This is a genomic window from Neobacillus rhizosphaerae (genome assembly GCF_937468385.1).
In the GTDB taxonomy this organism is placed as follows: domain Bacteria; phylum Bacillota; class Bacilli; order Bacillales; family Cytobacillaceae; genus Neobacillus; species Neobacillus rhizosphaerae.
Window position 1 is genome coordinate 254,958 of sequence record NZ_CALBWS010000001.1, and the last position, 26,065, is coordinate 281,022.

Below are 26,065 nucleotides of genomic sequence, written 5' to 3' on the forward strand. Positions count from 1 at the left end.
TTCATTTCCAAAAAGGAGTTGAGACTTATGACAACCTACAATCCCTCTTTTATTCTTGATCATACTTTAAATCAATTTTATTCCGAACAAGATGATGTCTTAACCTTTATACAATTTTGTCAGGGATTAAACCTTCTGCGAAAAAGAACCTCCCACAACGATTGGGTTCAATTTATTAAAGATATGTATCTCAATCATCCCCTACGAGATTTTATTATTCAAGAACCTTTTACACAACACGCTCTTTACAAATCGAAATACAACGGTGACTCCGTTCTAATGGATTTTATTTATGCAGTTGATGGATTGGTTCAAGCTCCGTTCACAGGATATGAGACCGCACGTGGTAAGAGTCTATTTTATAGCCTCATGTCCCTCTCTAGCTGCACAGGAATCCGTAATGCTCGTAATATGATCGAGAGAAAAATAGATTACGTATTATGCCATAAGAAGAATTCCCATTTCTTATCTATTCCCTCCGGCAATCTACGTGAATTTCCGAATACAAAGTCTGACTCTCAGTTATTTTTAAGTTCTTTACATGCTTTGGATTCGGATGAAGAGGCCCTGTTTCGTATCAATAAAGAATTAGGACATAGTGGCATAAAAACACATCACTTCACTTTTCTGAATTTTACTAAAATTCTAAAAATAATTCAACCATTCGACTTTATTTGGTCAAACGGTCTACTTAACAATGTAAAGGATACTACAGCCGAGGAGCTTATCCAAAATCTTTTCGATTATTTAAAACCAGGCGGAGAGTTTATTCTAACAGGTTTTCACCCCACTCATCTTTTATGTGGATACTTGGAGGTATGCTGCGATTGGTGGCCACTTTATAGAGATGAAAGACAACTTCTTCGCTTAGTTGAACAGTTACCAAAGGAAAAGATAGACAACGTGAAGACTTACAAGGACCCTACAGGTACAATTGTGTTTTTAGAAATAGTAAAAGCTTAATTATGATTATGTAATTGGTATTATTATAATATATTGTTGATTTACCTTTTGAATTCACCTGATTTTGAAAAATACTTTATAAAGGTGCAATTTTGATTATTCTTAAACAAAAACCCATTCAATCAGCTTCATTAAAATTACTCAGAAACTCTTATATATCAAGGTTAGCGGGACTGCGTTGAAATCGAACCCACCAGACCTGGCACGCAGGTATCAAGCAGTTTTGAAGTTTGCCGGCACCTGTTTTTCTAGTATCTTCAAGTATCTTCAAATACTGATAAATCAAGTTCTTTTGTATCCAAGTGTGTACTTGTGATTTGTAATTTTTAAAATTTGGGCACCAAGAATAGCACCAATATCCAACAAAAATTTAATCTTGTTTGTCAGAAAAGGCTCTTGTTTTCCAAGCCTTTTCTTTTCTCTATTCAACACTAGCATTAATTGCTTCTACACTTTTAACATATTCTCTATTTTCTTTAACTCTGTTTCGATATAAGATCTACTATGGTCAAACCCAATAATGGCCAAAACTTTTCCGTTATTATCCATTAAGGGAGCAAAACTCGTTTTCCATTCTCCGTAAATATCTTTATATAAAGGGGTTACTCCTGCTTTTCCATTCATAGCCTCAAATGCTACTTCCATCATTTCAGGCGGACCTTCATATAAATGTCCAGGTGGAATCACGAAATCTTCATCGGCTACAATAGTCAGCATTTTGTTATTATCTAAAGCTTTAAAAATGTAGACCCACTCAATGATTCCTTCTTGTTCTCGTATTTTCGTTAATTTTTTCTCAACCATTTTAAAAGTTGGGTTGGATGGTAAAACAGGATGATTCACTAATTCAGAGATTTCTTCTGGAAGAATGACAGAGGATGTAACAATAGCCATTGATCGTAATTGTTTATTTAGATGTTGCTCCAGTATGTTTCTTTTATTTGAAGGAGAGAGAGTTTCGTGTTGAATTTTCTCACGAATTTTTTTATATTTTCTACTCATTGTAGGTTGACTAATATCAAGTACTTTTGCTGCAAGTTTAACCGATTTATATTTATCCATGGCCATTTTAATTAGCTGTTCTTCAATCATATCAACAGCTTCTTGCAGTGGCATAATGTGATCAATAATAGGAGGTTCCTTGATAACAGCCTTTTTCCACGGAATGTAATTGTAAACTAAGCTTGAGTCTACGTTCAATTCTCTACTAGTCACAACTATTCTTTCAATCGTATTCTCTAATTGCCGAACATTTCCCGGCCAATCGTAAATACACAATAAATCAATAGCATCTGGTAAAATATTGATGTTTCTATTATATAAAGTATTATACTTTGCTATGAAGTGATAGATTAAGTACGGGATTTCTTCTACTCTTTCTCGTAACGAAGGGATTTCAATTGGTACTACATTTAAACGATAATATAAGTCTTCTCTGAATCGTCCATCTATGACCATTTTTTCTAATGATTGATTCGTTGCAGCTATAATTTGGACGTCAATTTGAATCCGTTTTGAACTACCTAAAGGGGTGACTTCTTTTTCCTGTAAAAATCGAAGTAACTTTACCTGCAAGTTCAGTGGCAATTCTGCAATTTCATCGAGGAAAATAATCCCTTCATTTGCTAGTTCAAATTTTCCGGGAGCACCATTTTTGTTTGCACCACTAAATGCTCCACCGACATAACCAAATAATTCACTTTCTAATAAATTTACCGGAATTGCACCACAGTTAACTGCAATAAAAGGTTTAGACCTTCTATTTCCTAATTGATTAATCGTTTTAGCAATCATTTCTTTTCCTACACCAGATTCCCCTAATAAAAGAACTGTTGTTGAAACTTTTGAAACCATTTCTATTGTGTTAAGTACATCTTTCATTTTTTGACTATGGACGACCATTGAAGGAGAGTGTTTTGTATCCGACTCATCGGTTATTTCAATTGAATCCATTAAATTATCGGAAATACTTTTTAATCCCCATAACATTAAATCTTCACTATTACCATTTGATATGAACACGGTTATTAGAATAGTACTGCCATTCCAAGCCTTTAATTGAAGAGAGTGTAACTCTCTATTTAATAATTGTAAAATGGGATCGCCAAAGAATGAAATTTCCTCTAATTCAGTAAATGTTCTTCCTTTAAGTGAGGCAGAGTTTGTTGACCAAAAATTTTTCAGTTTTCCACTTCGAAATAAAATATTTCCCTTTAAATTCGTTACAATAATTTCATCGTAAATAGATAGAAAACTAGATTGATAAGCTTGAAGTAGTTGATCATTAGCCAAAATCATGGACACCACACATATAACCCTTCCTTCAACAGAATTAAAATTTTTAGATTATTCAAAATAAATTATTTCATATTTGAATAGAGATTTCAAATTTGAAATTAACGAATATTAACAAATATTGAATTGTGGCTATTTTGTGAACTTTTTCAATTTGGCATAAAAATTGCTACTGTTTATAACAAAGGCTAAGAAAGAAGGAGGTCGATAGAACTGGCACACTTTATTGCATGAATATAAAGTAAAATAATATCATTTTCCAAATATTCAATCCGAAAATGATATTATTGTTCAAAAATTAAAGGAGGAATTTATCATGTACAAATCTACAAATCTCGATTTATTTCCATATCCATTTCATAATATTAAAGAAGGTTCCAACTACCGGTATTCAAACGATTTAAGAAAACTTGAAAAGGATCAAACGAGTTGTATTCATATAACACCAGAATATGAAAAACAAATTAAAAGAAAAAGAGAATTACTTAATGAACAACCTGAAGTAAGGTTCCAATCCTATCCACATACAATGGAAATGCAATGGGAAGTAGCAGAAATGCTAATAAATATGGCGGTTGAATCCTACCCGGAGCACTTCCAAGTAGAAAAGAACGGTAATCATTGGACTTTCCATAATTTAACCTTAAATGAAACTGAATCTTTCATATTTGGTGATACATCTAGCATCGAGTTTGAGCCACTTGATTTAATTGGCCGCCATTTCACCACTGACTTTGTATTAATGGTTCATAGAGATGACAATCTTTATTTGGAAGTTGCTCAAGAATCTTATGCAGCTTTATTCTCACCTCACTGGAATAAAGGGATGTCATTTGACGAAATTCACGCACCTGTACCTTTTGTATCACGCACAGATGTACCTCTAGCAGAAAGAGTTCGTAACTTCTTATTAAGCAATGTTTTACCAGGTGAGCCTTGGACTAGAATTAACTGGAATTTAATGGCAAATCGTTGGGATGTTAACTATGAAACATTTGATACATGGGGTCCAACACGCTTTTTAGTCACTCCAGAAAATGCTGGTAAACTAGTAAGACTTCGTGTAGAAGAACAATTTTTCTATCGTATGCCAAGGAGTAATGCGATTTTGTTCGTTTTAAATACGCAATTCCTGCCAATGGAAGATTTGGAATTAAGACCAGTATGGCTTGAACAAACATACTCTATTCTATCAGGTATTCCTAAGCCAATGGCTGATTATAAAGGATTTACCCCATTTATTGAACCTACAGTAGAATATTTGAAAAACTTAGTTGAAAAAGTAAAATTACAAACTAACTAGGGTTGAACGATTGGAGGTATGTAAAATGGTATACAACAGCCCAGTTTTATTCGATAAATCTGAAACAATTGTAGAAAAATTCACAGTAAGACGGGATCGAAGAAAATTAATGATTATTTCTGCTGAACCAAAAGAAGCAGACATAATCGAGCAATTTATAAATCATATAAATGGTCTAAAAGAATATGAACTTATTGAAATGAAAGATGAATTACAATTAAAGAATATTAGCGAAGTATTAGATCGTCAAAAAATGGGAACACAGCTTTATATTTCAGCTAAATGGGATGATGCAGTAACGATTTTCATGGCGGCAATTGAGGCTGGTTTTTCGGAAGATGAGATTCAAACGCTTATTTCTGGCGAGAAGAGACGGTATGTTTATTGTATCAAATGCTATCATCTACAGGAAGTTGAGGCTGAAGAAACGGATACGATTTGTTATCATTGTCAAATCAGCTTGGAAATAGGACCCTTCTTCTCAAGAGAGCGAAAAGGTTATATTGGATATCCTTATAATCCTGCTTTCGTAACATCAACTTAAATGTTATGTGAGAAAGAATAAATAAAATTGCAGACATGACGATGGGAGTGATTTTTATGAGGTCATTCGGAAAGATTAAAGTATATGTAGGAAAAATAGTACAGGAGACAAAATGGGTAAAGCGCTTCTACTTGTATCCGGTTGATCTAGAATTACTGCCTGCATTTACTGGTGGTTCACATATCGCAACTTATGTAAAAAATGGCGACGAGATGATTGAAAGAAATTACTCACTAGTTAGTCATCCAACCGACCGTACTCAATATGCTATTGCCATTCGTAAGGATGACCATTCAAGAGGAGGATCTGTTTATTGGCATGAAAAGATCAAAGTGGGAGATCGTTTAGAAATCAGTTGGCCTAAAAATCATTTTCCACTGGCTTTCAAAGCTCCGAAACATCATGTATTTTATGCAGCAGGAATCGGTATTACTCCATTTATGACAATGATGGAAGATTTAACAGCTGAAGGTAAATCATTTGAATTACATTATGCTGCAAAAACAAAAGAAGATTGTGCTTTTTATGATTTTTTGAATGCAAAATATCCTGGAAAATGTCACTTCTATTTCTCCAGAACGGAAAATCCTAATAAAATGATACCTGTAACAATGGCGGAACATCGGATTGGCTCACATGTGTATTTCTGTGGACCAGTTTCAATGGTGAAAGAATTTAGGGAAGCAGCTGACTCATACGGTTACCCAAGCCATTCCATTCATTTTGAATTATTTGCTGCGGCCGATGAAGGTCCAAAAAATCCTTTTATTGTAAAATTAGCGAACAGCGGTAAGAAGGTGGAAGTTTCTGAAGAAGAAACGTTATTAGAGGCACTATTAAAAGCTGGGGTAGAAGCTCCATATTCTTGTAAAGTAGGCGGATGTGGAAGCTGCGAAGTACAGGTGGTTGAAGGAGAAGTAGATCACCGGGATCACTACTACAAAGATGAAGAAAAACGTACAAAGAAAGTGATTTTAACTTGTTCCTCAAGAGCAAAAGAACATGAAAAAGAGCTCGTTTTATACCTATAATTGAGCCATTATTCTGTAATAGATTCATAAATTAGTGCTCTTTGTTCTGTAACTACGCTTCAAGCGCGCAATATTAAAAACCATTAAAATAGGAGGCAATGCTTATGGCAACAACCACTCAAGTATTAGAATTAAAGATGTATATTAAAGCTACAATAGAAACCTTTAAATGTGCTGTCTGATCTAGAAGTTAAACAAATTAACATTAATCTTCCTGTAGGACCAACAGGCTGGTTTTCAAACAATAAGTAAGTAATGTTTAATTGGGAAAAATATTTCTATCTAAGTGAAATTGACTGAATATTGCCAATAATTTATATTGGCTCAGTGATTGCACATAAGAATATAACTACTATTTTAAGGAGGCTCAAAAACATGCAAGAAAATCCGAACAAAATAATTGGTGGATCTGCGTCAGAACATCATGATAGTGATGCTGCACACCTGGCATCGCTTGGATATGAATCTGAATTTCGCCGCGACATGAGTCCGTGGGCAAACTTTTCGCTTGGGTTCACTTATCTTTCTCCTGTAGTAGGTGTGTACTCACTATTTGCATACGCACTTGCCCAAGCTGGCCCGCCAATGATTTGGAGTTTTGTCATCGTTGGACTCGGACAATTACTAGTCGCACTTGTCTTCAGTGAAATTGTTGCGCAATACCCTGTTGCAGGTGGAGTTTATCCTTGGGCACGAAGATTATGGGGACGCAAGTATGCGTGGATGACTGGCTGGGTTTACTTAATAGCTTTGCTTGTGACGATTGCCAGTGTTGTGTACGGAGCTGGACCTTATCTAGCACAAGTTTTGGGTTTTGAAGTGTCGGTTAACTCCACGATTATTTTTTCAGTAGTCATTCTTGCACTTTCGACTATCATCAATTTTCTTGGCACAAAGGTTCTCGCAACTGCAGCAGTTATTGGCTTTGCTGCTGAGATTATCGGTGCGCTTGTAGTTGGTTTTTGGTTGCTTATCACACACAGGTATCACGGTCTTGGTGTGCTCTTTGATTCTTTTGGTGCTCAGGGTAGTCATAGCTACTTGTATGCATTTGCAGCAGCTGGATTAATTGGAATTTATCAATATTATGGGTTTGAAGCTTGTGGTGATGTTGCTGAAGAAGTACCGAATCCAGGTGTTCTTATCCCAAAGGCAATGCGTCGGACGATTTACATTGGCGGTGCTGCAGCAACTTTTGTTTGCCTTGCTTTAGTACTTTCAGTTGCTGATATTCCAGCAGTTATCGCTGGTAAGGACATAACTCCTGTTGATACATTACTAAACGATGCATTTGGTACTGTTGGCGCGAAGATTGTACTGGGTATTGTGTTGATATCTTTCCTTTCATGTGCAATGAGTTTACAGGCGGCAGCAAGCAGACTTGCCTATGCGTATGGACGTGATGACATGATTGTAGGAAGCCGATTGTTAAAGAAGTTTTCGGCTGCTCGTCACATTCCACCTTATGCGTTGCTTCTTGCAGCTATTGCTCCAGCCATCATTGTGCTTGGTTCAAAAGTGTCTACAGATGCACTCACAAAGGTAATCAGTTTTGCGGCATTTGGCATTTATCTTGCATTCCAAATGGTTGTCCTTGCTGCACTTCGAGCTAGACTAAAAGGATGGAAGCCAAGTGGTAAGTATCAATTGGGCAAGTGGGGACTGCCTGTCAATATTTGTGCGCTTGTTTACGGAATAATCGCAATGATCAACATGTGTTGGCCAAGAACGCCAGATGCAGCTTGGTATGATAACTATATCGTGCTTGTTTCAGGTGTCATAGTTGTTGTTACTGGCTTACTGTATATGATGATTCATCGTAGCTACGGACATAGTGATATGCCGTATAATGATGCGATACCGGAAAAATATAGGAGTGTACATGCCTTGAATAATCTTGATTTACAGGCTGATTCAACGAAACAGTAACTTAATAGACTATACTAAACAAAGCCAAGGGATCGTCCCTTGGTTTTTTTGTATCAATTAACTTTAAGTCTCGACATTTTTTATACGTACTTCTAAGAAATACTCCGTTTTTAATCAAAACCAGCTAATAGGTTGTCAACATTTTTCAATAAAAGCTTAAAATATTTCATGGTTGCAGCTATTCCTGAGATATTGTTTTAAACTTTCCAAATTTTTGAGCTAAGTCATCAAAGACATTGATAAGCAGTTTTGCAAAGAAATACATAAGGATGAATAAACAGAGTATCACAACATAAGGTACTTCATGGTTTTGGAGACTGTGGAGGACACCAGAGGTCAAATCTGCTTCAATTTTCCCAGTAATATCAAGGGGTCTCGGCAGTCTCTTGATAGTTTTTTAGACCGTTTTCCTTAACCTCAACAGTCTCCATTCTAGAATAAATATTTACTTCTTACAATTAAAAATATTATCCAATCCCATTTTTAAGATTTATTCTACAAAAGCCCCCTTTACTTTAAGTGTAATTACTCCTTCCCATCGGATATACTTTATTGCTTCTCTTTTGCTTTCCAGATCAATTCTGGAATTAAGGGAAGATTATGAAGCGAAACACCAGCTGCTATGGACAATGCATTCCCGAGTGCCCCAGGCATTCCCATTAAACCTAGCTCTCCTATTCCACGAGCTCCGTATGGTCCATCAATCTGTGGATTTTCAACAAAATCAACCAAGTAATTAGGATTCTCTCCATAGCGAAGTGGACGATACGTCCGAAGCTGCGGATTCAAAACCCTCCCTAAATCATCAAAATAAAAAGTTTCTCTCCCAGCGAATGCTAGCCCCATGCTCATTGCCCCCATAACCTGACCTAATGCTGTTTTTTCATTCATCACCCTGCCAGCATCCACCACCGCAGCAGCATTAACCAGTCGATAAGTATAATCTTTACGATCGAATTCTATCTCTACTCCATAAGCTGCAACAGACCACTCCGGACCAGGCTTCCCGGCTCCAGTTTCGGGATCCAACTTCGTTATATGGCGTAAAATATATTTCCCTCTGCCAATGATTTGACCACCAATTGCGTTACCATTTGGATACTTATACCCATAACCAATATCTTTAAAATGGAGACCAATGGATGGATCATCCCTCAAAAACACCCGACTATTTGCCACTTCCAAATCTTCTTTCGGTGCTCTTAGCACACATGAGGCCACTTCTTTTAATTGGTTAATCACATCTTCTGCGGCATTTAAGGTGGCCCTACCTGCCATAAATGTTCCCCTGCTTGCAACGGTCTTCCAATGTTCTGGCATGGTCTGGGTATCAACTTCCATTCTGACATGAATTTTATCGACATCCATTTTTAGTCTCTCGGCGAGAATTTGAGCAAGCACAGTCTTAGTTCCAGTTCCAATTTCGATAAGGCCTGACATTAAATTGATACTACCATCTCGATTAAAAGTTAAAGTAACACCGGAGGGAGCGTTGGCATCAATCGTTGACGTTTTCCAACTGCAGCTTACGCCCTTTACTCTAACAAAACGTTCATTTATCTCTTTAATCGGCCCTTCTTCCCATTTAATTAAATGTTTAACTTTCTCAATACAATGTGGTAAGTCTCCTAAATTGCTTTTATTTAAAGGAACCCTTGTCGGTGTTGTATTTCCTGGCCTAATGGCATTTATATAACGAAGTTCTAGCGGATCCATCTGCAGTTTTTGTGAGAGTAAGTCCAGTGTTCTTTCAATCACAAAGGAAAGTTCGGAATGAGAAAATCCTCTGTATGGGGAGGCATACGGATGATTGGTATACATACAGTATGAATCACACCATAAATTCTCCACATTATAGGGTCCTGTGCAATCGACTGCCCCAGATCTCGTTACATCAATTGCTTTATCCGAATAAGCACCCCCATCCCACAAATAAAGGATTTCCATAACTTTAATTTTCCCGTTACGGTCAGCCCCAATTTTAACTGTTCCATCCAAACCAATGTGACATGGAGATGTAATGATATCCTCTTCACGCGTATTAAAAACCTTTACGGGTCGGCCACCAACAGCCTTCGATGCTAAGTAGGCAAGTATTTCAAGCTGTACGGGTGCTTTTCCACCGTAGCCTCCTCCAACAAACGGAGTGTGAACAACAATTTTCCCTATATCTTCACCAAAGTATTCAGATATCAGTGTTTTGACCATATAAGGTGCCTGAGATGAGGTCATAATATTGATTGTTCCATCTCGTGAAATCTCACAAGTTGAACATCTTGTTTCCATTGCGGCATGATCTGAAGGGGAAAAGGAATAGCTTGCTTCTACTGTTACCTCACTCTCAGACCATCCTTTTTCCATATTGCCTTTGCGAATTTTAGTAAGTGATGCAATGTTTGTTCCCGGAATCGAGTGTGAATCTTCCTCCTTTTTATATTCGCCTAACTCCTCATGGACGAGGGGAGCATTCTTTTGGAACGCCTGTGTAGGTGAATTTACTACAGGTAATAATTCATAATAGACCTTTACCAAGTTAGCTGCTTTCTTAGCTTGTGAAGGAGTATCAGCAACAACTAATGCAACTGGTTCTCCATGGTAACGGACCTTATCAATAGCAATTGGCGGGCGGTCGCGAATGGCCTCACCTGTAAGTGGAAAATGTTCTCCTGCGATAATCGCCCTAACTCCTGGTATTTTTAGTGCTTCTGTCTTGTCAATCGCAGTGATCCTAGCGTGTCCATATGGACTTATGACCTTTGTACAAGAAAGCATCCCGACTGATTGGTAATCATCTGTGTATTTCGCGTCTCCTGTCACTTTATCCCAAGCGTCTTTACGAATGACACCTTTTCCAATTACATCCAAGTAAATCCCTCCTAACCGTCAGTTTTCATGAAACCTCTCCCAGTAAATTAATATTCGTGTAAATAAAGATAAATACAGCTACGTAGAAATAAACCATATGATTAATGATACCCGTAACGAAAAAAATGTGCTTATTCATTCAGATAGGTAAGGGTTTGAAGTTATCTCTCCCTTTTCCTCCGTTCACACCATACATGCGACTTTTACCGCATAAGCTTCGGCTTAATTTTCTTTTTCTTGATAAATTCCGTTTGCATAAAAATAACCTCCAATAAATAATTATTTGGAGGTTGAAGGAAACGTTCTCTACAGTCTCGGCTACATCCCTCTATAGTCTTGTTAGTAGATAGGAGTGAGACAGTAAAGGAATATGTAAAAACATTATTCAAAAGAAATCTGCGATAACCCTTGATACGATTGATTTTTTGGCGGGACTGCGTGGGAATCGATCCCACCAGACCACACACGGTGGTCTCAAGCAGTTTTGAAGTTTGCTGGCATCTGTTTTTCTAGTATCTTGATGAACTCTTAAGTCTTGATAAGTAAAAATGGAACCTGGTCTATGACTCAAGTTCCTTCTACTATATTTTCTGCCGCTTTTCTAGCTCTCAAAAATCGGACTAAGTTCAGTACAATTACTTTTGAAACAGCATAGGTCGGAACTGCCAAGACCATTCCAAGTACGCCTGCCAGGTTTCCTGCAGCCAATAGAATAATGATGATGGTTGCTGGGTGCGTATCCAATGTTTTACCTAATATCATCGGTGACAGGAAGTTCCCTTCAATTTGCTGGGCAACCAGAATGACGACTATTACCAGTAAAGCTTTCGTTGGTGAATCAAAGAAAGCGACAATCACAGCGGGTGTACCGCCTATGATTGGTCCAACATAAGGGATAATGTTGGTGAAGGCTACAATGAGCGCCAAAATTAACGCATAGGGTAGATCAACAATTAAATATCCAATAAAAGACAGGGTTCCGACTGCCAGTGCGACCATAACCTGCCCCTGAATGTAGGCAGATAATGTCTCCCCTGTTTCTTTCAAAATTTTTAGACCCTCATCTCTGTAACCGGTCGGAATAAAATTTGAAACGGATTTTGGAAATTTATGACCATCCTTAAGCATGTAAAATAATAAAAATGGTACAGTGACAAGAATAACTGCTATATTAGTGACCATTCCAAAAAAAACCATAAATCCATTCGTCAGTTTGTTTGGCAGTGTATTTGCAAACTCCATTAACCGTTGTTGCACCGTACCAATAATTTCACTCTGCTCATTTATAAAGCTTTTAAACTCTGATGACTTAACCAGATTATTTAAATAATCAGTAGTCTCATGGGCAAAGATCGGCAAATTATTGGCAAGATCAATTGCCTGTTTTGACACAGCTGGAACGATGCTGCTCATTGCCAACACAAGAAGACCAGCAAACCCAATATATATGACAAGTATGGCTGCTATCCTAGGAAGCTTTTTTCGTTCGAGAAAATTCACTAACGGATTTAAAAGGAAATAGAGGAACCCTGTTATCAGGATTGGAAAGAAAAGCGTTGAGAAAAAGACTCCTATTGGCCTAAACATAAATGAAATTTTTGTTGAAACGAAAATAATCGTAAAAATAAGCAAAATTTGAATCAGCCAGAATTGTATTTTAGATTTCGACACGATCTGTACCTCTTAACTCAGATATTTTGATAAAAGTATATCAAAGTCTTGGAATAATATACAGTATTATCAAGGAATTTTAATAAATATTAATTTTGATTCTCTTAAAATGATTGTTACATATTGAATTTTTTTACTTAACCTCTTAATAAATCCTTCTTATGCCAATTAAAATAAGTTCATATGGCAGATAGAGTGCATTTTCTGTCCCATGTGGTATTTTAAACATCGCTCCACACTTGTTAAAGGAAATGGTTTATAGTTTACCGACTGTCTATTTCATCGGTTTTCTTCAGTCTGCAGGAATATGTCGAAAGAAATATTGATTTTTCGGGTCACTTCATCAAAATTTCCGAATATTATGTTATTATACTCAAAAAATTTTATTTAATATAGAAAGGAAAATTTTATGAATAAACACTCTGCTTTGTGGATTGCATTTCAGACAGTGTTATCCCTATTAGCACAAACTTTATTCCCTGTTTTAGCGAATGAAGAGCGGATGAGTACAATATGGTGAATCTTAAGGTAAACCGGTATTTATTTTCCCTTAGTGAAGCAAGAACAGTTGAAGTTCAAGCTGATATGGGAGAGAACGTTGATTTAAGTCAACTACTATTTCAATTTGGAGGGAAGAGTCTTTCTGAATGGAAAAAATGGACAAGTGGAACAAATTTTAACGGAGATCCCTTTATTACGTTAATAGAGGAACCTCAATTTGTTGAAGGAACAACGATTGTAAAGGCTACATTAGAGTTTGGTCTTCTTTTTAATAGATCAAGTCTGGCGACGAGAACAATTCGAACTCAATATCAAAAGTTTATCGGATATTATGAATTGGCTATGATCGATCCGCAAAAAAAGATTAAGGCTGTAACAACTGTCAAACTAAATGTATATGACGAATTCCTATTTTATCATCAACTAAAGACAGAAATCGACCAAATATTTGAACAAGCAAACAAAAAAAATGATCGTTACCTAAAATACCAAAGTCTTGGCAAGTCCGTACAAGGGAGAGACCTTCACTTTGTTATTTTAGCAAGAGATAAAGAGACTGTTGACAAATATTTAAACGAAACGCTGCCGACAGCGTTAGAAAATCCGGAGAGATTATTAGAGAAACTGAAGAACGGCACGATGGGTAATTATCAAGTTCCAATTTGGTTTAACAATATCCATCCTGATGAAGTTGAAGGTACAGATGCTCAAGTTGAATTATTGAAGACATTTGCACTTGGGGATGAGATAACATTTAATACGGTTAAAAATGATAATGAACGAACCGTATCTCTGAATGTGGATGAGGTTCTTGATGAGGTCATCTTCCTATTCATGTTTACAAATAATCCTGATGGAAGAGTTGCAAATACTAGAAGAAATACAAATGGCTTTGACTTAAATCGTGACAACCATTTTCAAACACAAGTTGAAACACGTCTTGTGACCCAGGAAATTGCAAAATGGACACCTCTCTCTTTCCTAGATATGCATGGTTATGTTGGTGGATTTTTAATCGAACCGACCACTCCTCCTCACAATCCAAACTATGAATATGATTTACTTTACAACAATATGATTGAACAGGCCCATTCAATGGGACAAGCAGGATTAGGCAACTCTTCTTTTCATTCTTACTTAATTCCAGCACTAGATTACAAGGCTGGTTGGGACGATATGTCTCCTGGCTATACACCCATGTATGCAATGCTGCACGGTTCGTTAGGTCATACAATAGAAATTCCAGCATTAAGTCAAAAAGGTTTTCGTGCGATGGTGGGCACTGGGTTGGGGGCTGTCCTTTTTGTAACAGAAAATAAGGATGAATTATATAAAAATCAACTTGAAATCTTTAAACGCAGCGTGAACGGCGAAGATAACCGTGCAGTTGACGAGTATTTTGTAAATGCTTCAGGAGAATCGATTGGACGGATAAGAGGAGAAAATAAAAATTTCTTTCCCGACTACTATTTAATACCATTTCATAAAAACCAACAAAAAAATAATCTAGAAGCACATAGAATGATACAATATTTACTTCGTAATGGAGTGAAGGTCAAACAAACAACGAAATATATGAAAATAAACGGGAGAATGTATCCTAAAGGAACTTTTGTTATTCCTATGAATCAGGCAAAACGCGGTGTAGCCAATGCAATGCTCTATATGGGTGACAATGTTTCTGAATGGGGAGCTATGTACGACCCAATTGTAGTAAATTTCCCTGATCTGAGAGGATTTACTATACATGAAATTCGTAATGCAGGTGTTTTTGATCAATACCTTAATGAAATAAATAGTGTAACGACTCCAACAGGAAAAATAATCGCAAATGCACCTAAACAAGTGTTGTCTAATACCAATAATGACACAATCAAACTAGTAAATATGCTTCTTAGGAATGGAGCAATTGTAGAGAAAGCGATGGAAACAAGAGGTGGAGTAACTAAAGGCGACTTTATTGTAAGAACAAACGAATTACAAGCTTTTGGTAAGAACTATTATTTCGAAGCTAGATCTTTAGATACTTCTAATCCGATAAAAACCGAGCAATTACAGCTGCCGAAAGTTGCTGTAACTGGGTCATCTCAATTGAAATATACGGTAAAAGAGCTTGGATTTGACCTTGTCAATCAAGAGAATGCCGATGTGATTGTTAGCGATAGCAGTAGCTTGATTGTAAGTAATTTGTCTGGAAAATCATATGTGGGAATTGGATTATCCGCATTAACTGCTGTGAAAAATAGAGGATTGCTCTCAGGGTATAATTTTGTTTACACAAGAAATGGCCATGAGGGCTTAGTGAAGGCAAAAATCAAGGACCATGTGCTAACTTCTGGTTATAAGACCGATGAGCTTCTTTATACAACTTCAGGGGCATGGATTACTTCTGTACCTGAAGGCGCTGAAGTATTAGCTTCCTTCAGTAATCGTGATGATTTCTTTGTAGCTGGATGGTGGCCTAGACATGAAAATGCGAAGGGACAAATTCTTGCCTTTACCCATACATTTAAGGATACTACAATTACCCTTTTTGCCAATGACCTTGCCTTTAGAGCACACACACACTACAGCTATCGCTTCTTAGCAAATAGCATCTTTGATTCGGAAGGCTCTTAGGTTGAAAAAGAAAAGGAAATCTAAAGTGAAAAAATCCTTTTTTGAAATTGGTGAGACCTAGTTTAACGAAATACGTGATTAATGGACATCCCGTAAAAGAAGCACAATTCACGGGCTTTGTTTACCACTTCAACCTAATTATACAGAGTATAATGTAGTTATACGAAAACATTAAGGATCAATAAGAGGTCCTCACCCTTTTGGACGAGAACCTCTTGTATGTTTGAATATTAATCATTTAATTAACTTTAAAGAACAGTACAAATTTTGGCGGGACTGCGTGGGAATCGAACCCACCAGACCACACACGCAGGTCTCAAGGAGTTTTGAAGTTAGATGGAAAGTTTTATTTCTTGATATTTTAAATTATCTTTTGTTTTTTTATGTCCTGAATTTTCATATAAGATTCAACTTTTTAATTTCTTTTGTGGCTTCTAATTTTCATTAATTATCTATAGTATGTTCCCAAAATGTGACCAATTCATTTATTTAATTTAGCCACCCCATTGTTATGTTACCGACAACGCCTGCAGTCCTTCCTTAAAAGCGGGACCAGGAAGAGCTGATATAAACAGTCGAAGAATATATTTATTTTTGTAATTCTTAATCGTCAAAAATTAATTAGACGAAAGTGTCATTGCTTCCTTCTAAATCGTTTTTCGATAAAGTATCTTCTTTGTAAAACGGTTCCAGATTTGATTTAGGAATAAATAATTGAAGAAATTAATATGATGCTTGCTTGTAAAGAGATCGGTCTCCTTATTCCTATAGTTAGGGAGCTTTATAACAATGTGCTTTCCCAATACTGTTTTTACTGATTTAAAATGATTTCTTCTCCCTTTTAAGGGATTGGCAACACCTTTTGCGCCTAAATCAGTAGAAGGAAGTCACATAAGGACTCGACACCCTCAGCTTATTTGTATTTCTGTACCCAATCTTTCACTTGGGATGCATTACGAATGTTGTATTCCTCCGCAATCTTTTGATAACTACCTTCTCTAGCTAAGTATACTTGGACAGCTTTTAATTTCAAATCATTTGGGTATTGTTTATTCGCTCTAGACATAGAAAAAACACCTCCATGTTGTAATTATGGGTTTCATACCCATTTTTCAACATAAGGTGTTTTTATTTGTCTCATTTTTTTAGGTCAGTGCGTATCTGTATTTCATCATGAATTGATGGGTTTTTATACTATCTACTTAAAGAGGATAATACTACTCTAGGGTTTTTGTTTAAAATAAACTAACCAAAAAACTAATAAAAATACATACAAAGACACTGCCTAACAACAAATTTGACGTTTTTATTTTCTTACCAATCAACCAATACATTATTCCAAATACAGCTAAAGGGACGAGTCCCGGCATAATCATATCCAAGTATTTCGTCAATGGTTCCGCAAATTTCCCACTACCTATCTTAATTCCGGATAAATCTAATTGAACATAACTTGCAATCATACCTCCTATTGCTGTCAAACCAACAACACTCGCCGCATATGTGACTTTATCCATAATGCCTGTTTTTTCGGCATTTGTAATAAAATAAGCCCCATATTTATAACCAAAATTTAAACCATAATAACGAAGTAAAAAACCTGGCACGTTGTATAATAACAAGAATAAAATCGGACCGATTATATTTCCTTTTGATGCAAACCCAATAGCTACTCCAGTTGCAATAATCCGTAACGTTCCGACAATTAATGAATCGCCAATTCCTGCTAGTGGTCCCATTAGCGATGTTTTCACTGCTGTAATGGCGGAATCATCAAATTCTGGATTATTTGCGTTTTCTTCTTCCATCGCTGCATTAATCCCCATTAATAATGATGATAATTGCGGAGTAATCGCCATAAAATCAAGACTTCTTTTTAATGCAGCTTTTGCTTTTCTCGAATCATTCTTAAACAAACGTTTAATAACTGGCACCATTGCATAAGAATATCCTAAATTCTGTTGGCGTTCAAAATTCCAAGAAGAATCTAATTGACAAGAACGCCAAAAGACTTGACGTATTTCTTTTTTCGTTAACTTTTCTGAATTAGAATTCATTATCATCAATAACCTCCTGAACTTGATTATTTGAAGATGAATGTCCTGTATTGAACAGCAAAATAGCGGTTAATACACAAGCAAATGCTGTAATGCCAAGGACACTTAATTTTAAATATGCTACTAATAAAAATCCTAAAAATAAGAAACAAGCCGTCTTTTTGTTCACAATCATCCTAACTAATAATGCAAACCCAATCGCCGGAATAATCCCCATTGCATAATTTAGACCCGAATTAACAAAACTAGGTATTATATTTACAAAAGATTGAATAGCTTTTGAACCTAAAAAGAATCCGGCAGAAGTCAAACCAGCTAACAATATTGCCTGACTAAAAACAGCTATGTAATGCATGCGATCAATTCCTCTATAATTCGCTTCATTGGCATATTTGTCTGCTTTTGCAGCCAATAACGGAACCCAAACAATCATTAATAAATTCCATAACATTTGCATTAACATAGAAATTGGAACAGCTAATGCCACTGCTGTTGCTATACTAGAGTGTGTTACAATCACATACGATGTTCCGATAATAGATCCCGAAACCATATCTGGTGGGTTACTTGCTCCTATAGCCATCGCTCCTAACCAAACCAACTCTAATGAAGCCCCTACTTTAATACCTGTTGTCAAATCTCCTAAAACAAGTCCCACTAACATTCCCATTACAATTGGTCGAGAAATCATACTACTACCGAAAAAACTATTTAAATAACCTAAAATTGCCAATAGAAAGATAAGCAATGATTGTGTTAACATGCCACTCGTCTCCTTTTTATATTAAATCCATCACATCTTTAGCTGGCTCATCAGGCACCATTTGAATTTCCAATCGGATTCCTTTACCATTCATTTTACGTAGTAACTCACAGTCCTTATCAGAAACTGAAAAAGCTTTAGAAATTTGTCGTCTATTTTCTATTAATTTTGCCCCTCCTAAATTAATCATTTTTATTACATCTACTTTTTCAGATAATCGATACGCATCTTCTACAGATTCTACAACAATCAATAATTTATATTTGTCTGTTACCCCACTATTTAAAGATGTTATAGAATCCTCTATACTCTTCATTACCAATCTTAATCCCTCGGGTTTTGCCATGCGTAAAGCTGCCATGCGTAAAGAATCTTTCGCAACTGCGTCATTGGCAATCAAAATACAATCTGTTCCTAATACTTTTGTCCATGAAAATGCGACTTGTCCATGTAATAATCGATGATCTACTCTCACTAACTTAATCATTAAAACCCCTCCGTATATTGCTTACTGTTTCTACTACTGCTTTGACATTTTCAATTGATACCTCTTCTTCTGCTACATGTTTTTCTTTAAAATAACTGCCGATAATTGCGCCGTCTGCATATTTAAACTGCTCTTTCATGTTTTCAGGAGTAACACCTGCACCAATAATGAGTGGAAAGCTCCCCAAAGTATTTCTGAATTGAATAATTTTCTCCGTTGAAGTTTCTTGTCCAGTTGCTTCTCCTGTAACACAAATCGCATCACAACGGTCTTGTGCAATGATTAAATCTTGTTCTACCGTATTTTTCGATAGTACCGGTTGATATTTAAAACGTACTCCTCCTAAAATATATCCTGGATAATCTTGATACCATTTAGTAAAGAAAGCGTCTAAAGTTTCTTCATCTCTAGGTTGTACATGCCCTACAACAGAGTCTAACTGTACAAAATTTGCTTCATATCCTTTGGCTAATTCAAATCCCATTTGATCGACATTTAAACAATTTACACCATAAGGAATAGGTAATTTGCATTTTTCAATATATTGCAATCCTTGTTCTAAATTTTTATAAGTACCAAAATAGTTTTCAATAATGACAGCATCTAATCCATTATTTACATAAACGTCTAGTTCCCTCTTCAATCTTTCCATTACATCTTTCTCTGAGGTTCCTTTCAAATGTAGCATTCCAAAGATAACCTTTTTCTGTTGGAACATATCTAAAAAATTTCGATCTCTCATAATTGCCTCCAGTTAGTTAAAACTCTTCTTCGATCATAGGACTTAATTGAACATATCGTATACCTTCTCGTGCCTTTTCAACAATTTCATGTGCTTCGTTCTCTCCAATTTTTTGTGTATACTCGATACAAACCATCAACAATAAATTTAAATTCGTACCAGCGAAAACCTTTACATTTTCATATTTCAATAATTGGCACATCGCACTACAAACACTCGCACCAAACAAATCCGTTAAAATAACATATTCTTTTTCTGCACTCACATCTGATAATATTTCTTTTTCAAGTTTCTCCACAAAATCATCCGCAGACATTCCCGGAAGTAAAGTATACGCTTCCAATTCATAAGGAAGATCTCCACATATCATATTGCCTGCATGTGCTAAACCCTGCGAATAATTTCCATGTGAAGCAATCACTATTTTGCGCTCCATCTTTAACACCTTCCCTAAACTTGTATTATGTTGTATTATACAGATATAGGTTAATACAACATTGGCAGTGCTGTCAATGCTTTAATATCAACTTTTTCATCTATAATGAAATGCACTTCTGAATAACAATGATATCAAGGTGGGAATTGGAATGGAAAACTTAAATCAATTGAATGCTATCACTTTACAAGAGCAACTTTATGCAATTCTTCAAAAAAAAATTCAAGAGGGTGAATATAAACCTGGAGAAAAGATTCCTTCTGAAGCACAACTAGAAAAAACATATAATGTTAGTCGTGTAACTGTAAGGAGCGTGCTACAAAGACTTGTGGATCAAGATACTTTGATTAAAAAACGAGGAAAAGGGACATTCGTAAATAATGTTGTTCACACAGAAAATGTCCTAACCGGTGGAAGTTTTACTGAAACATGTAAAAAAATGGGTAGAATTCCTTCGACAGAAATCATTGCTTTTCACAATGAAGCGGTGCATAATGAACTTTTTGCTGAATTAAAAGATAGAAAGAACGAAATAATTTTAATAAAAAGAGTGCGAAAAGTAGATGAAACACCTTGCATTTTAGAAATTGATTATTTACCAACCAACTATACTTTTTTAACAAATTTACAAGATTCTCTTTTAGATCAATTAGAAAGAGAACTACACACTAAATTACAAATTTTCGAAGATTATTTTCAAATTATCTTTTCAACGAAAGAAATTGCTGAGTTGTTAAATTGTTCAGTAGGGATGCCTATATTAGAAGTAACGCAACATGTTTACAATTCAAAACATGAATTAGTCTATATCAATAAACAATATATTTTAACATCTAAATATGTTTATGCCGTTCAATATAAAAAGTAGTGAAAAAAGAAACTCATTCTGAATAAGGAAGCTATTCATTTTATCGAGATTAGCATCGGCCACTTAATTGAAGAAGACGAGTTAATACAACAGTTAAGTAGAAAAGAAAAATGTTTATGAAGCAAAAAACACATTAAATGACTCTTTTCTACTTTACAATGTATTTTCTCAAACACTTCAAATAAACATGATGCAGTAGCAAGAAAAATGGAATGTTTATTATATGAAAGTCAAAAACAATAGCACATCATCACCAAATGAAAAGGTGATGATGTCTTGTTCTTTTATATCTATTTAACTGGACTCGCCATTGTTCTTTTGTGTCACGCGCTCACGTATCTGTTTGTATAAGAAACGACCAATGTTTCCCCTGTTAAGCCAGACATATTTACTTAATAGCCAGAAAAGAAGCCAAATATATGTCTATTACAAGGTACAATAGCAATATTCCTAAATTCAGCGAACCTAAAATAAGGGAATGTAGACAATCTACTTCCCCTCACTCGCGACATTTTAGAATGATGTTCTACATATCGGAAAACTTCTCATTATCGAAAACATCTACATGAAAACGCATCGTTATTCGTTGTGCCAAAGGTCTATTTTGGTTCAAACTCAATCGTGCCTGCAAATGTGGAAGGCCAGCGATGAGTGCAGGGCCTTAAACCTTTATTCCACTCAGACCCTTTTTATTTAAAAGGGGGTGGGGCATAAAACCCTGTAATAACAAGACCCATCTAATACCTCCTAGCCCCCGGAATTTTTTTAAAAAAAATTTACCCATATAGCTATTTTTGAGGAATTCAAAGAAAATAAGAGCAATTGTTAAAAGAAACTTAGCTTTGTTGTAGATAATACTGGTATCCATTCAAAATACAATTACATTTCAAGGATATGAATCGATTGGTAGAATACATTTATTTATTAATAAAAGCTAAAATTGGATATAGGAAATCATCATTGAAAACAAAAAAACATAATTGGATGTTAAAAACAAAATTTAAAGGACCATCCCACACTTGAGTTTCATAAAGAGTTGAAAGGACATTTAATTTCTAAAAGTTGCATTTTGTTTGTGGAGAGTGCTTTAAGTAAATAAATATTAGTTTTTTTCATTAAACCTAATTCAATCAAGTTATGTTACAGGCACAAGATCATGGTATGATTTAACAGTCGGTAACTATAACTTTTACAAAAAAATTTTTGAAGGTGAGAGTTTAGTTATGAGAGGAACAATTAAGAAAGATGGATCTTCGTGGTTTATTTTATTTGATGTTGGAATAGATCCTATAACCGGTAAAAGAAAGCAGAAGAAAAAAGGGGTTTTTAGACAAAAAAAGAGGCCGAGAAATATCTAAATGAACAATTAATTTCAATTAACAATGGAACCTATTTTGAGCCAAAAGATATTACCATGAGTGGATATCTTGATTACTGGATTGAAAATTATGCACAATAAGCGTTGCACCTAGAACTTTAGAGCATTTAAATAACTTATGAAAAATGATTTAATATCTAATGTTACCAAAATGTGACCAAAGATAATTATTATAGTTGTTGGCCAACAACTTTTACTCTAATCTAACTTCTCAAAAAACCCCATAAACCCTTATATATCAAGATTGGCGGGACTGCGTGGGAATCGAACCCACCAGACCACACACGGTGGTCTCAAGCAGTTTTGAAGTTTGCTAGCATCTTTTTTTCTAGTATCTTTATGTACTCGGAAATATTGATATATCAAGCTTTCTTACTTCCTAGTGTTTGCTAGTGATTTGTAGTTTTAAAAATTTGGGCACCAAGCATGGCACCTATAGCCATCTGTTAGGTAATGATTAAAATCACACCATTACTTAACCTATTTCCTACCTCAACCCTGTCAATCTTATGTAGCAAAATCAAGCTAGTTCAACTGAATTAAATAAGTTAAATAAATATTGATTTATCAAGGTTTTATTGGGGTCAAAATCAACCAAGTTAAATCAATTCATTTAAGAAAAATAAGTATGTTAGCAAATGTGTTAGCAAGAAGGTGAGCAGGTGATCTACTTTCATTTAAATCCTCGCTAGTACGTTTAAAGGTAAATAAGCTAAATATTTATTTCTTAATTAGTGGTTCGTGAATATTTTGCTGTAAAAGTAGACATATAGGAAAAATTTAAAGATCCTGTTTAAGGATGCCATTCATAAGTCTTTTTAGGATGAATTCGATGATCATCTCGGCAATTCAAAACATGATAATGTGGGTGACCATACTGGAAATAGTCGAAATGAATATAGTCAATAAACAGTTAAGACAAAGTTTGGCAATACAATGAAACACAAATTATTAAAAAATATGAAAAAACCACCAATGGATTGAAAGATCAAATTATTGGCCTTTATTCCAAAGGAATGTCTACTAAAGACATTGAAGATCAAAAGAAAGATCTATATTGAATTGATTTAAATGTATCAAACATATAATTTTAGTTCTTGCCTTGCGAAGATTGTCAGATTTTACTTACACAAGATTTTCCACACACCCTTTATTTGTGTCATTTTTCTTCTCATCACATACCTAGACGTTCTCTCCCCCTTTGTAATTTCGTACAGTTACTCATTTTCTCTTTTAGGAATGCATTCTCCTCCTCAAGTTCAAGTATCCGTTTTTGGAAGAATCTAAATCGTTGGTTTTCTGTCATTTTAGGTAATGCTTTATGAAAACACTCTAACCCATATTTTTTTTCCAACTATAAAGTGTGTTAATGTTTATATCCATCTCTTACTTTTCATTTAATCACACTCTTTTATGTCAATTTTATTGAATACTTCAATATCATTCATCTCCGTTTTTCTTATCTTCAATTAGTGAAATCATTTTTCATGAAATTATCCATATCTTTGTTCAATCTCAAATGTTTCTAAATTGAGAATTATATTGCATTGTCACTTTGGAAAATAATTATCATGATTTTTTTGATATACATTGCAAATGTATTTCTAGTAAATAAAGAAGAGGGTGTCCCAAGTAACTTTTTAGGGGGCACCCTTTTTGTAATGAGCATGTTAAATTTGTGTGTTGATTTCCGCTCCAGGCGCTCGCTTTCCGCGGGAGGTTCGGGGAGCCTCCTCGGCGCTACCTGCGCCTGAGGGGTCTCCCCGGACCCGTACTCCCGCAGGACACTGAATTACATCCTTGAATCCGCCCACGCACGAAGGAAATGCGATAGCATTTTCGAGGAGTCGAGCGCCTTCCGCTCCAATCAACATAGCTGAAAAATTATCATGTACTTTGACTTATAGTAGTGGTGCCTGTCACCTTTTGGAACAGCCTCTTTTTGATTACTTAAGCTGTGCGATATGCTGACTCTTTCCAAGCAAGGGTTAACCCAATTCCGACTGATAATAAGACTGTTGCAAAATAAATAGGATAGTTTAAATTGATATCGAATAAAATCCCGCCAATAATTGGTCCAATTACATTACCGATACTTGTAAACATCGAATTCATACCGCCAACAAAACCTTGCTCATTTCCGGCAATTTTTGATAAATACGATGTCACAGCAGGTCGCATTAAATCAAATCCGAGAAATACAGTTACTGTAACAAGTAAAATCGTAAAGTATGTGTTCACGAATGTGATTAAAAGTACAAGGATCGTCGAGAGAATAAGGCTATAACGAATTAAACGAATTTCACCCATCCATTTAGTCAGGCGATCGAATAATGCAACTTGAACAATCGCCCCTACAATACCTCCGCCTGATATAATGATGGCAATGTCCTTCGATGTAAAGCCAAATTTATGATCGACAAATAAAGGAAATAACGATTCAAAGGCTGCTAAACCAAACTGTGAAAGTAAAATAATCATAAAGGATATAAAATACATCGGTGCAAAAATACGTTTAATTCCTGTTTTTTGCCCTTTTACTTCTTCATTTTCAGGATTTCGTTCTGGCTCACGAAGTGCGATAACAGATATAATGGCTGCGAATAATGCAATGACTGTTGCAATGAAGAACGGTAAGCGAGAACCAAACTCTGCTAAGAAACCTCCAACACCAGGCCCAACAATAAAACCTGTTGAAATGGCTGCCGACATATATCCAAGTGCTTTTGCCCGTGTATCAACCGTTGTAACATCTGCAATCACTGCTGTTACAGCTGGCATCATGAATGCTGCACTGACACCACCAAGCATACGAGAAATAAAAAGAACTTCAACTGTTTTTCCGATTCCGAATAAAAACTCTGAAATACTAAAAATGATCATACCAGTAACGATCATCCTTTTTCGCCCAAATCGGTCTACCCAACTGCCTGCAATTGGAGACACAATTAACTGTGTGACAGCGAAAGCAGCAACCATATAGCCGACAATTGATCCAGATAAATTTAACTCATCCATGATTGTAGGTGTAACTGGAATAACAAGGCTAATTCCTAAAAAGGTAATGAATAGATTCGTCAATACGATAGCTAAGGTTAAGTTTTGTTTTTGCATATTGCTTTACTCCTTTAGAAAAAACTCTATAGAACATAATGTATAGCATCCCCGAAGGGGAGAGTCAACGAATTTATTATCATAATGAATCGGTTTTGTCCTAAATCCACGCTTTTTTAGAGGATAACTGAAATAATATGTATTATCATATATTTTTATTACCATATTCTATCACTAACTTGCCCCTACAGTGTAAAAAAAACATGGGGAAATAGTTGATTCTGAGATTAATTTTTAATTAAACTAGAATTTATCTTTTATAGTGTTTAACTAACGATGCGGCACCTATTACTCCAGCATCATTTCCTAACTGAGCCAGTTTAATTTTCGTACTTGTTCTTACTTGTGAATATGCAAACTTATGAAAGTAATTTTCTACAACTTTCAACAGCATATCTCCTGCAGCTGACACTCCCCCACCAATTACAATTCCTTCAAGATTTTAAAAATTAGCAATATTTTCACAAGCTAATCCTAAATAGAAATAAAATTTATCCAC

At 35.6% G+C, this 26,065-nt stretch carries 19 protein-coding genes and 1 pseudogene; 9 read left to right on the forward strand and 11 right to left on the reverse strand.

What is annotated here, in order from left to right:
- Window positions 1–27 precede the first annotated feature (27 nt).
- Entirely contained in the window at window positions 28–963 is a 936-nt protein-coding gene (locus M5A78_RS01240; RefSeq protein WP_248733466.1) for a class I SAM-dependent methyltransferase, read from the forward strand.
- 447 nt (window positions 964–1,410) lie between these two features.
- On the opposite strand, the gene M5A78_RS01245 is transcribed toward M5A78_RS01240, so the two are convergent.
- Window positions 1,411–3,261 carry a sigma-54 interaction domain-containing protein gene (locus M5A78_RS01245; protein ID WP_248733736.1) on the reverse strand — a complete coding sequence of 617 codons (1,851 nt, stop codon included), beginning with the start codon at window positions 3,259–3,261 and terminating at the stop codon, window positions 1,411–1,413.
- A gap of 313 nt (window positions 3,262–3,574) precedes the next feature.
- On the opposite strand from M5A78_RS01245, the gene M5A78_RS01250 reads away from it, so the two are divergent.
- From M5A78_RS01250 to M5A78_RS01265, 4 genes are all read left to right on the forward strand, one after another.
- Window positions 3,575–4,561, forward strand: coding sequence for a heme-dependent oxidative N-demethylase family protein (locus tag M5A78_RS01250; RefSeq protein ID WP_248733467.1), 987 nt, complete (start codon window positions 3,575–3,577; stop codon window positions 4,559–4,561).
- Window positions 4,562–4,586: 25 nt separating this feature from the next.
- Window positions 4,587–5,105: a dimethylamine monooxygenase subunit DmmA family protein gene (locus tag M5A78_RS01255; protein ID WP_248733468.1), complete on the forward strand. Its 519-nt coding sequence runs from the start codon at window positions 4,587–4,589 to the stop codon at window positions 5,103–5,105.
- A gap of 56 nt (window positions 5,106–5,161) precedes the next feature.
- On the forward strand, window positions 5,162–6,136 hold the full coding sequence (locus tag M5A78_RS01260; protein ID WP_248733469.1) for a PDR/VanB family oxidoreductase: 975 nt from the start codon (window positions 5,162–5,164) through the stop codon (window positions 6,134–6,136).
- A 375-nt stretch (window positions 6,137–6,511) separates the two neighbouring features.
- Complete coding sequence (locus M5A78_RS01265) at window positions 6,512–8,065, forward strand: APC family permease (RefSeq protein WP_248733470.1); 1,554 nt, start codon at window positions 6,512–6,514, stop codon at window positions 8,063–8,065.
- A gap of 549 nt (window positions 8,066–8,614) precedes the next feature.
- Here M5A78_RS01265 and M5A78_RS01270 read toward each other — a convergent pair.
- A complete protein-coding gene (locus M5A78_RS01270; RefSeq protein WP_248733471.1) occupies window positions 8,615–10,930 on the reverse strand; it encodes a xanthine dehydrogenase family protein molybdopterin-binding subunit in 2,316 nt (771 codons plus the stop codon).
- A gap of 567 nt (window positions 10,931–11,497) precedes the next feature.
- Window positions 11,498–12,601, reverse strand: coding sequence for an AI-2E family transporter (locus tag M5A78_RS01275; protein WP_248733472.1), 1,104 nt, complete (start codon window positions 12,599–12,601; stop codon window positions 11,498–11,500).
- Between the two features lie 513 nt (window positions 12,602–13,114).
- Here M5A78_RS01275 and M5A78_RS01280 point away from each other — a divergent pair.
- Window positions 13,115–15,721 (forward strand): M14 family metallopeptidase, encoded by a 2,607-nt coding sequence (locus M5A78_RS01280; protein ID WP_248733473.1) that lies wholly within the window; start codon window positions 13,115–13,117, stop codon window positions 15,719–15,721.
- Window positions 15,722–16,634: 913 nt separating this feature from the next.
- On the opposite strand, the gene M5A78_RS01285 is transcribed toward M5A78_RS01280, so the two are convergent.
- The 6 genes from M5A78_RS01285 to M5A78_RS01310 all read right to left on the reverse strand — a co-directional run bounded on the left by M5A78_RS01285 (window position 16,635) and on the right by M5A78_RS01310 (window position 20,206).
- Window positions 16,635–16,787 (reverse strand): transposase, encoded by a 153-nt coding sequence (locus M5A78_RS01285; protein ID WP_248733474.1) that lies wholly within the window; start codon window positions 16,785–16,787, stop codon window positions 16,635–16,637.
- Between the two features lie 169 nt (window positions 16,788–16,956).
- Window positions 16,957–17,784: a PTS system mannose/fructose/sorbose family transporter subunit IID gene (locus tag M5A78_RS01290; RefSeq protein ID WP_248733475.1), complete on the reverse strand. Its 828-nt coding sequence runs from the start codon at window positions 17,782–17,784 to the stop codon at window positions 16,957–16,959.
- Window positions 17,768–18,541: a PTS mannose/fructose/sorbose/N-acetylgalactosamine transporter subunit IIC gene (locus tag M5A78_RS01295; protein WP_248733476.1), complete on the reverse strand. Its 774-nt coding sequence runs from the start codon at window positions 18,539–18,541 to the stop codon at window positions 17,768–17,770. The genes M5A78_RS01290 and M5A78_RS01295 overlap by 17 nt, the downstream gene beginning before the upstream one ends.
- A 16-nt stretch (window positions 18,542–18,557) precedes the next feature.
- On the reverse strand, window positions 18,558–19,028 hold the full coding sequence (locus M5A78_RS01300) for a PTS sugar transporter subunit IIB (RefSeq protein WP_248733477.1): 471 nt from the start codon (window positions 19,026–19,028) through the stop codon (window positions 18,558–18,560).
- The gene (locus M5A78_RS01305; RefSeq protein ID WP_248733478.1) at window positions 19,021–19,770 is read right to left on the reverse strand and encodes a BtpA/SgcQ family protein; all 750 of its coding nucleotides are present in this window, start codon (window positions 19,768–19,770) and stop codon (window positions 19,021–19,023) included. The genes M5A78_RS01300 and M5A78_RS01305 overlap by 8 nt, the downstream gene beginning before the upstream one ends.
- 16 nt (window positions 19,771–19,786) lie before the next feature.
- Window positions 19,787–20,206, reverse strand: coding sequence for a PTS sugar transporter subunit IIA (locus tag M5A78_RS01310; protein ID WP_248733479.1), 420 nt, complete (start codon window positions 20,204–20,206; stop codon window positions 19,787–19,789).
- Window positions 20,207–20,357: 151 nt separating this feature from the next.
- Between M5A78_RS01310 and M5A78_RS01315 the strand changes: the two genes are divergently transcribed.
- The 3 genes and pseudogenes from M5A78_RS01315 to M5A78_RS25095 all read left to right on the forward strand — a co-directional run.
- Window positions 20,358–21,074: a GntR family transcriptional regulator gene (locus M5A78_RS01315; RefSeq protein ID WP_248733480.1), complete on the forward strand. Its 717-nt coding sequence runs from the start codon at window positions 20,358–20,360 to the stop codon at window positions 21,072–21,074.
- A gap of 1,223 nt (window positions 21,075–22,297) precedes the next feature.
- Window positions 22,298–22,432: an Arm DNA-binding domain-containing protein gene (locus tag M5A78_RS01320; protein ID WP_248733481.1), complete on the forward strand. Its 135-nt coding sequence runs from the start codon at window positions 22,298–22,300 to the stop codon at window positions 22,430–22,432.
- Window positions 22,433–23,232: 800 nt separating this feature from the next.
- Window positions 23,233–23,510 (forward strand): annotated as a pseudogene (locus M5A78_RS25095) (transposase); the annotation flags it as partial.
- A gap of 892 nt (window positions 23,511–24,402) precedes the next feature.
- Here the strand turns inward: M5A78_RS25095 and M5A78_RS01325 are convergent.
- Together M5A78_RS01325 and M5A78_RS01330 are read right to left on the reverse strand one after the other, a co-directional pair.
- On the reverse strand, window positions 24,403–25,566 hold the full coding sequence (locus tag M5A78_RS01325; RefSeq protein ID WP_248733482.1) for an MFS transporter: 1,164 nt from the start codon (window positions 25,564–25,566) through the stop codon (window positions 24,403–24,405).
- 250 nt (window positions 25,567–25,816) lie between these two features.
- A complete protein-coding gene (locus tag M5A78_RS01330; protein WP_319942251.1) occupies window positions 25,817–25,996 on the reverse strand; it encodes an ROK family protein in 180 nt (59 codons plus the stop codon).
- Between the last annotated feature and the right edge of the window lie 69 nt (window positions 25,997–26,065).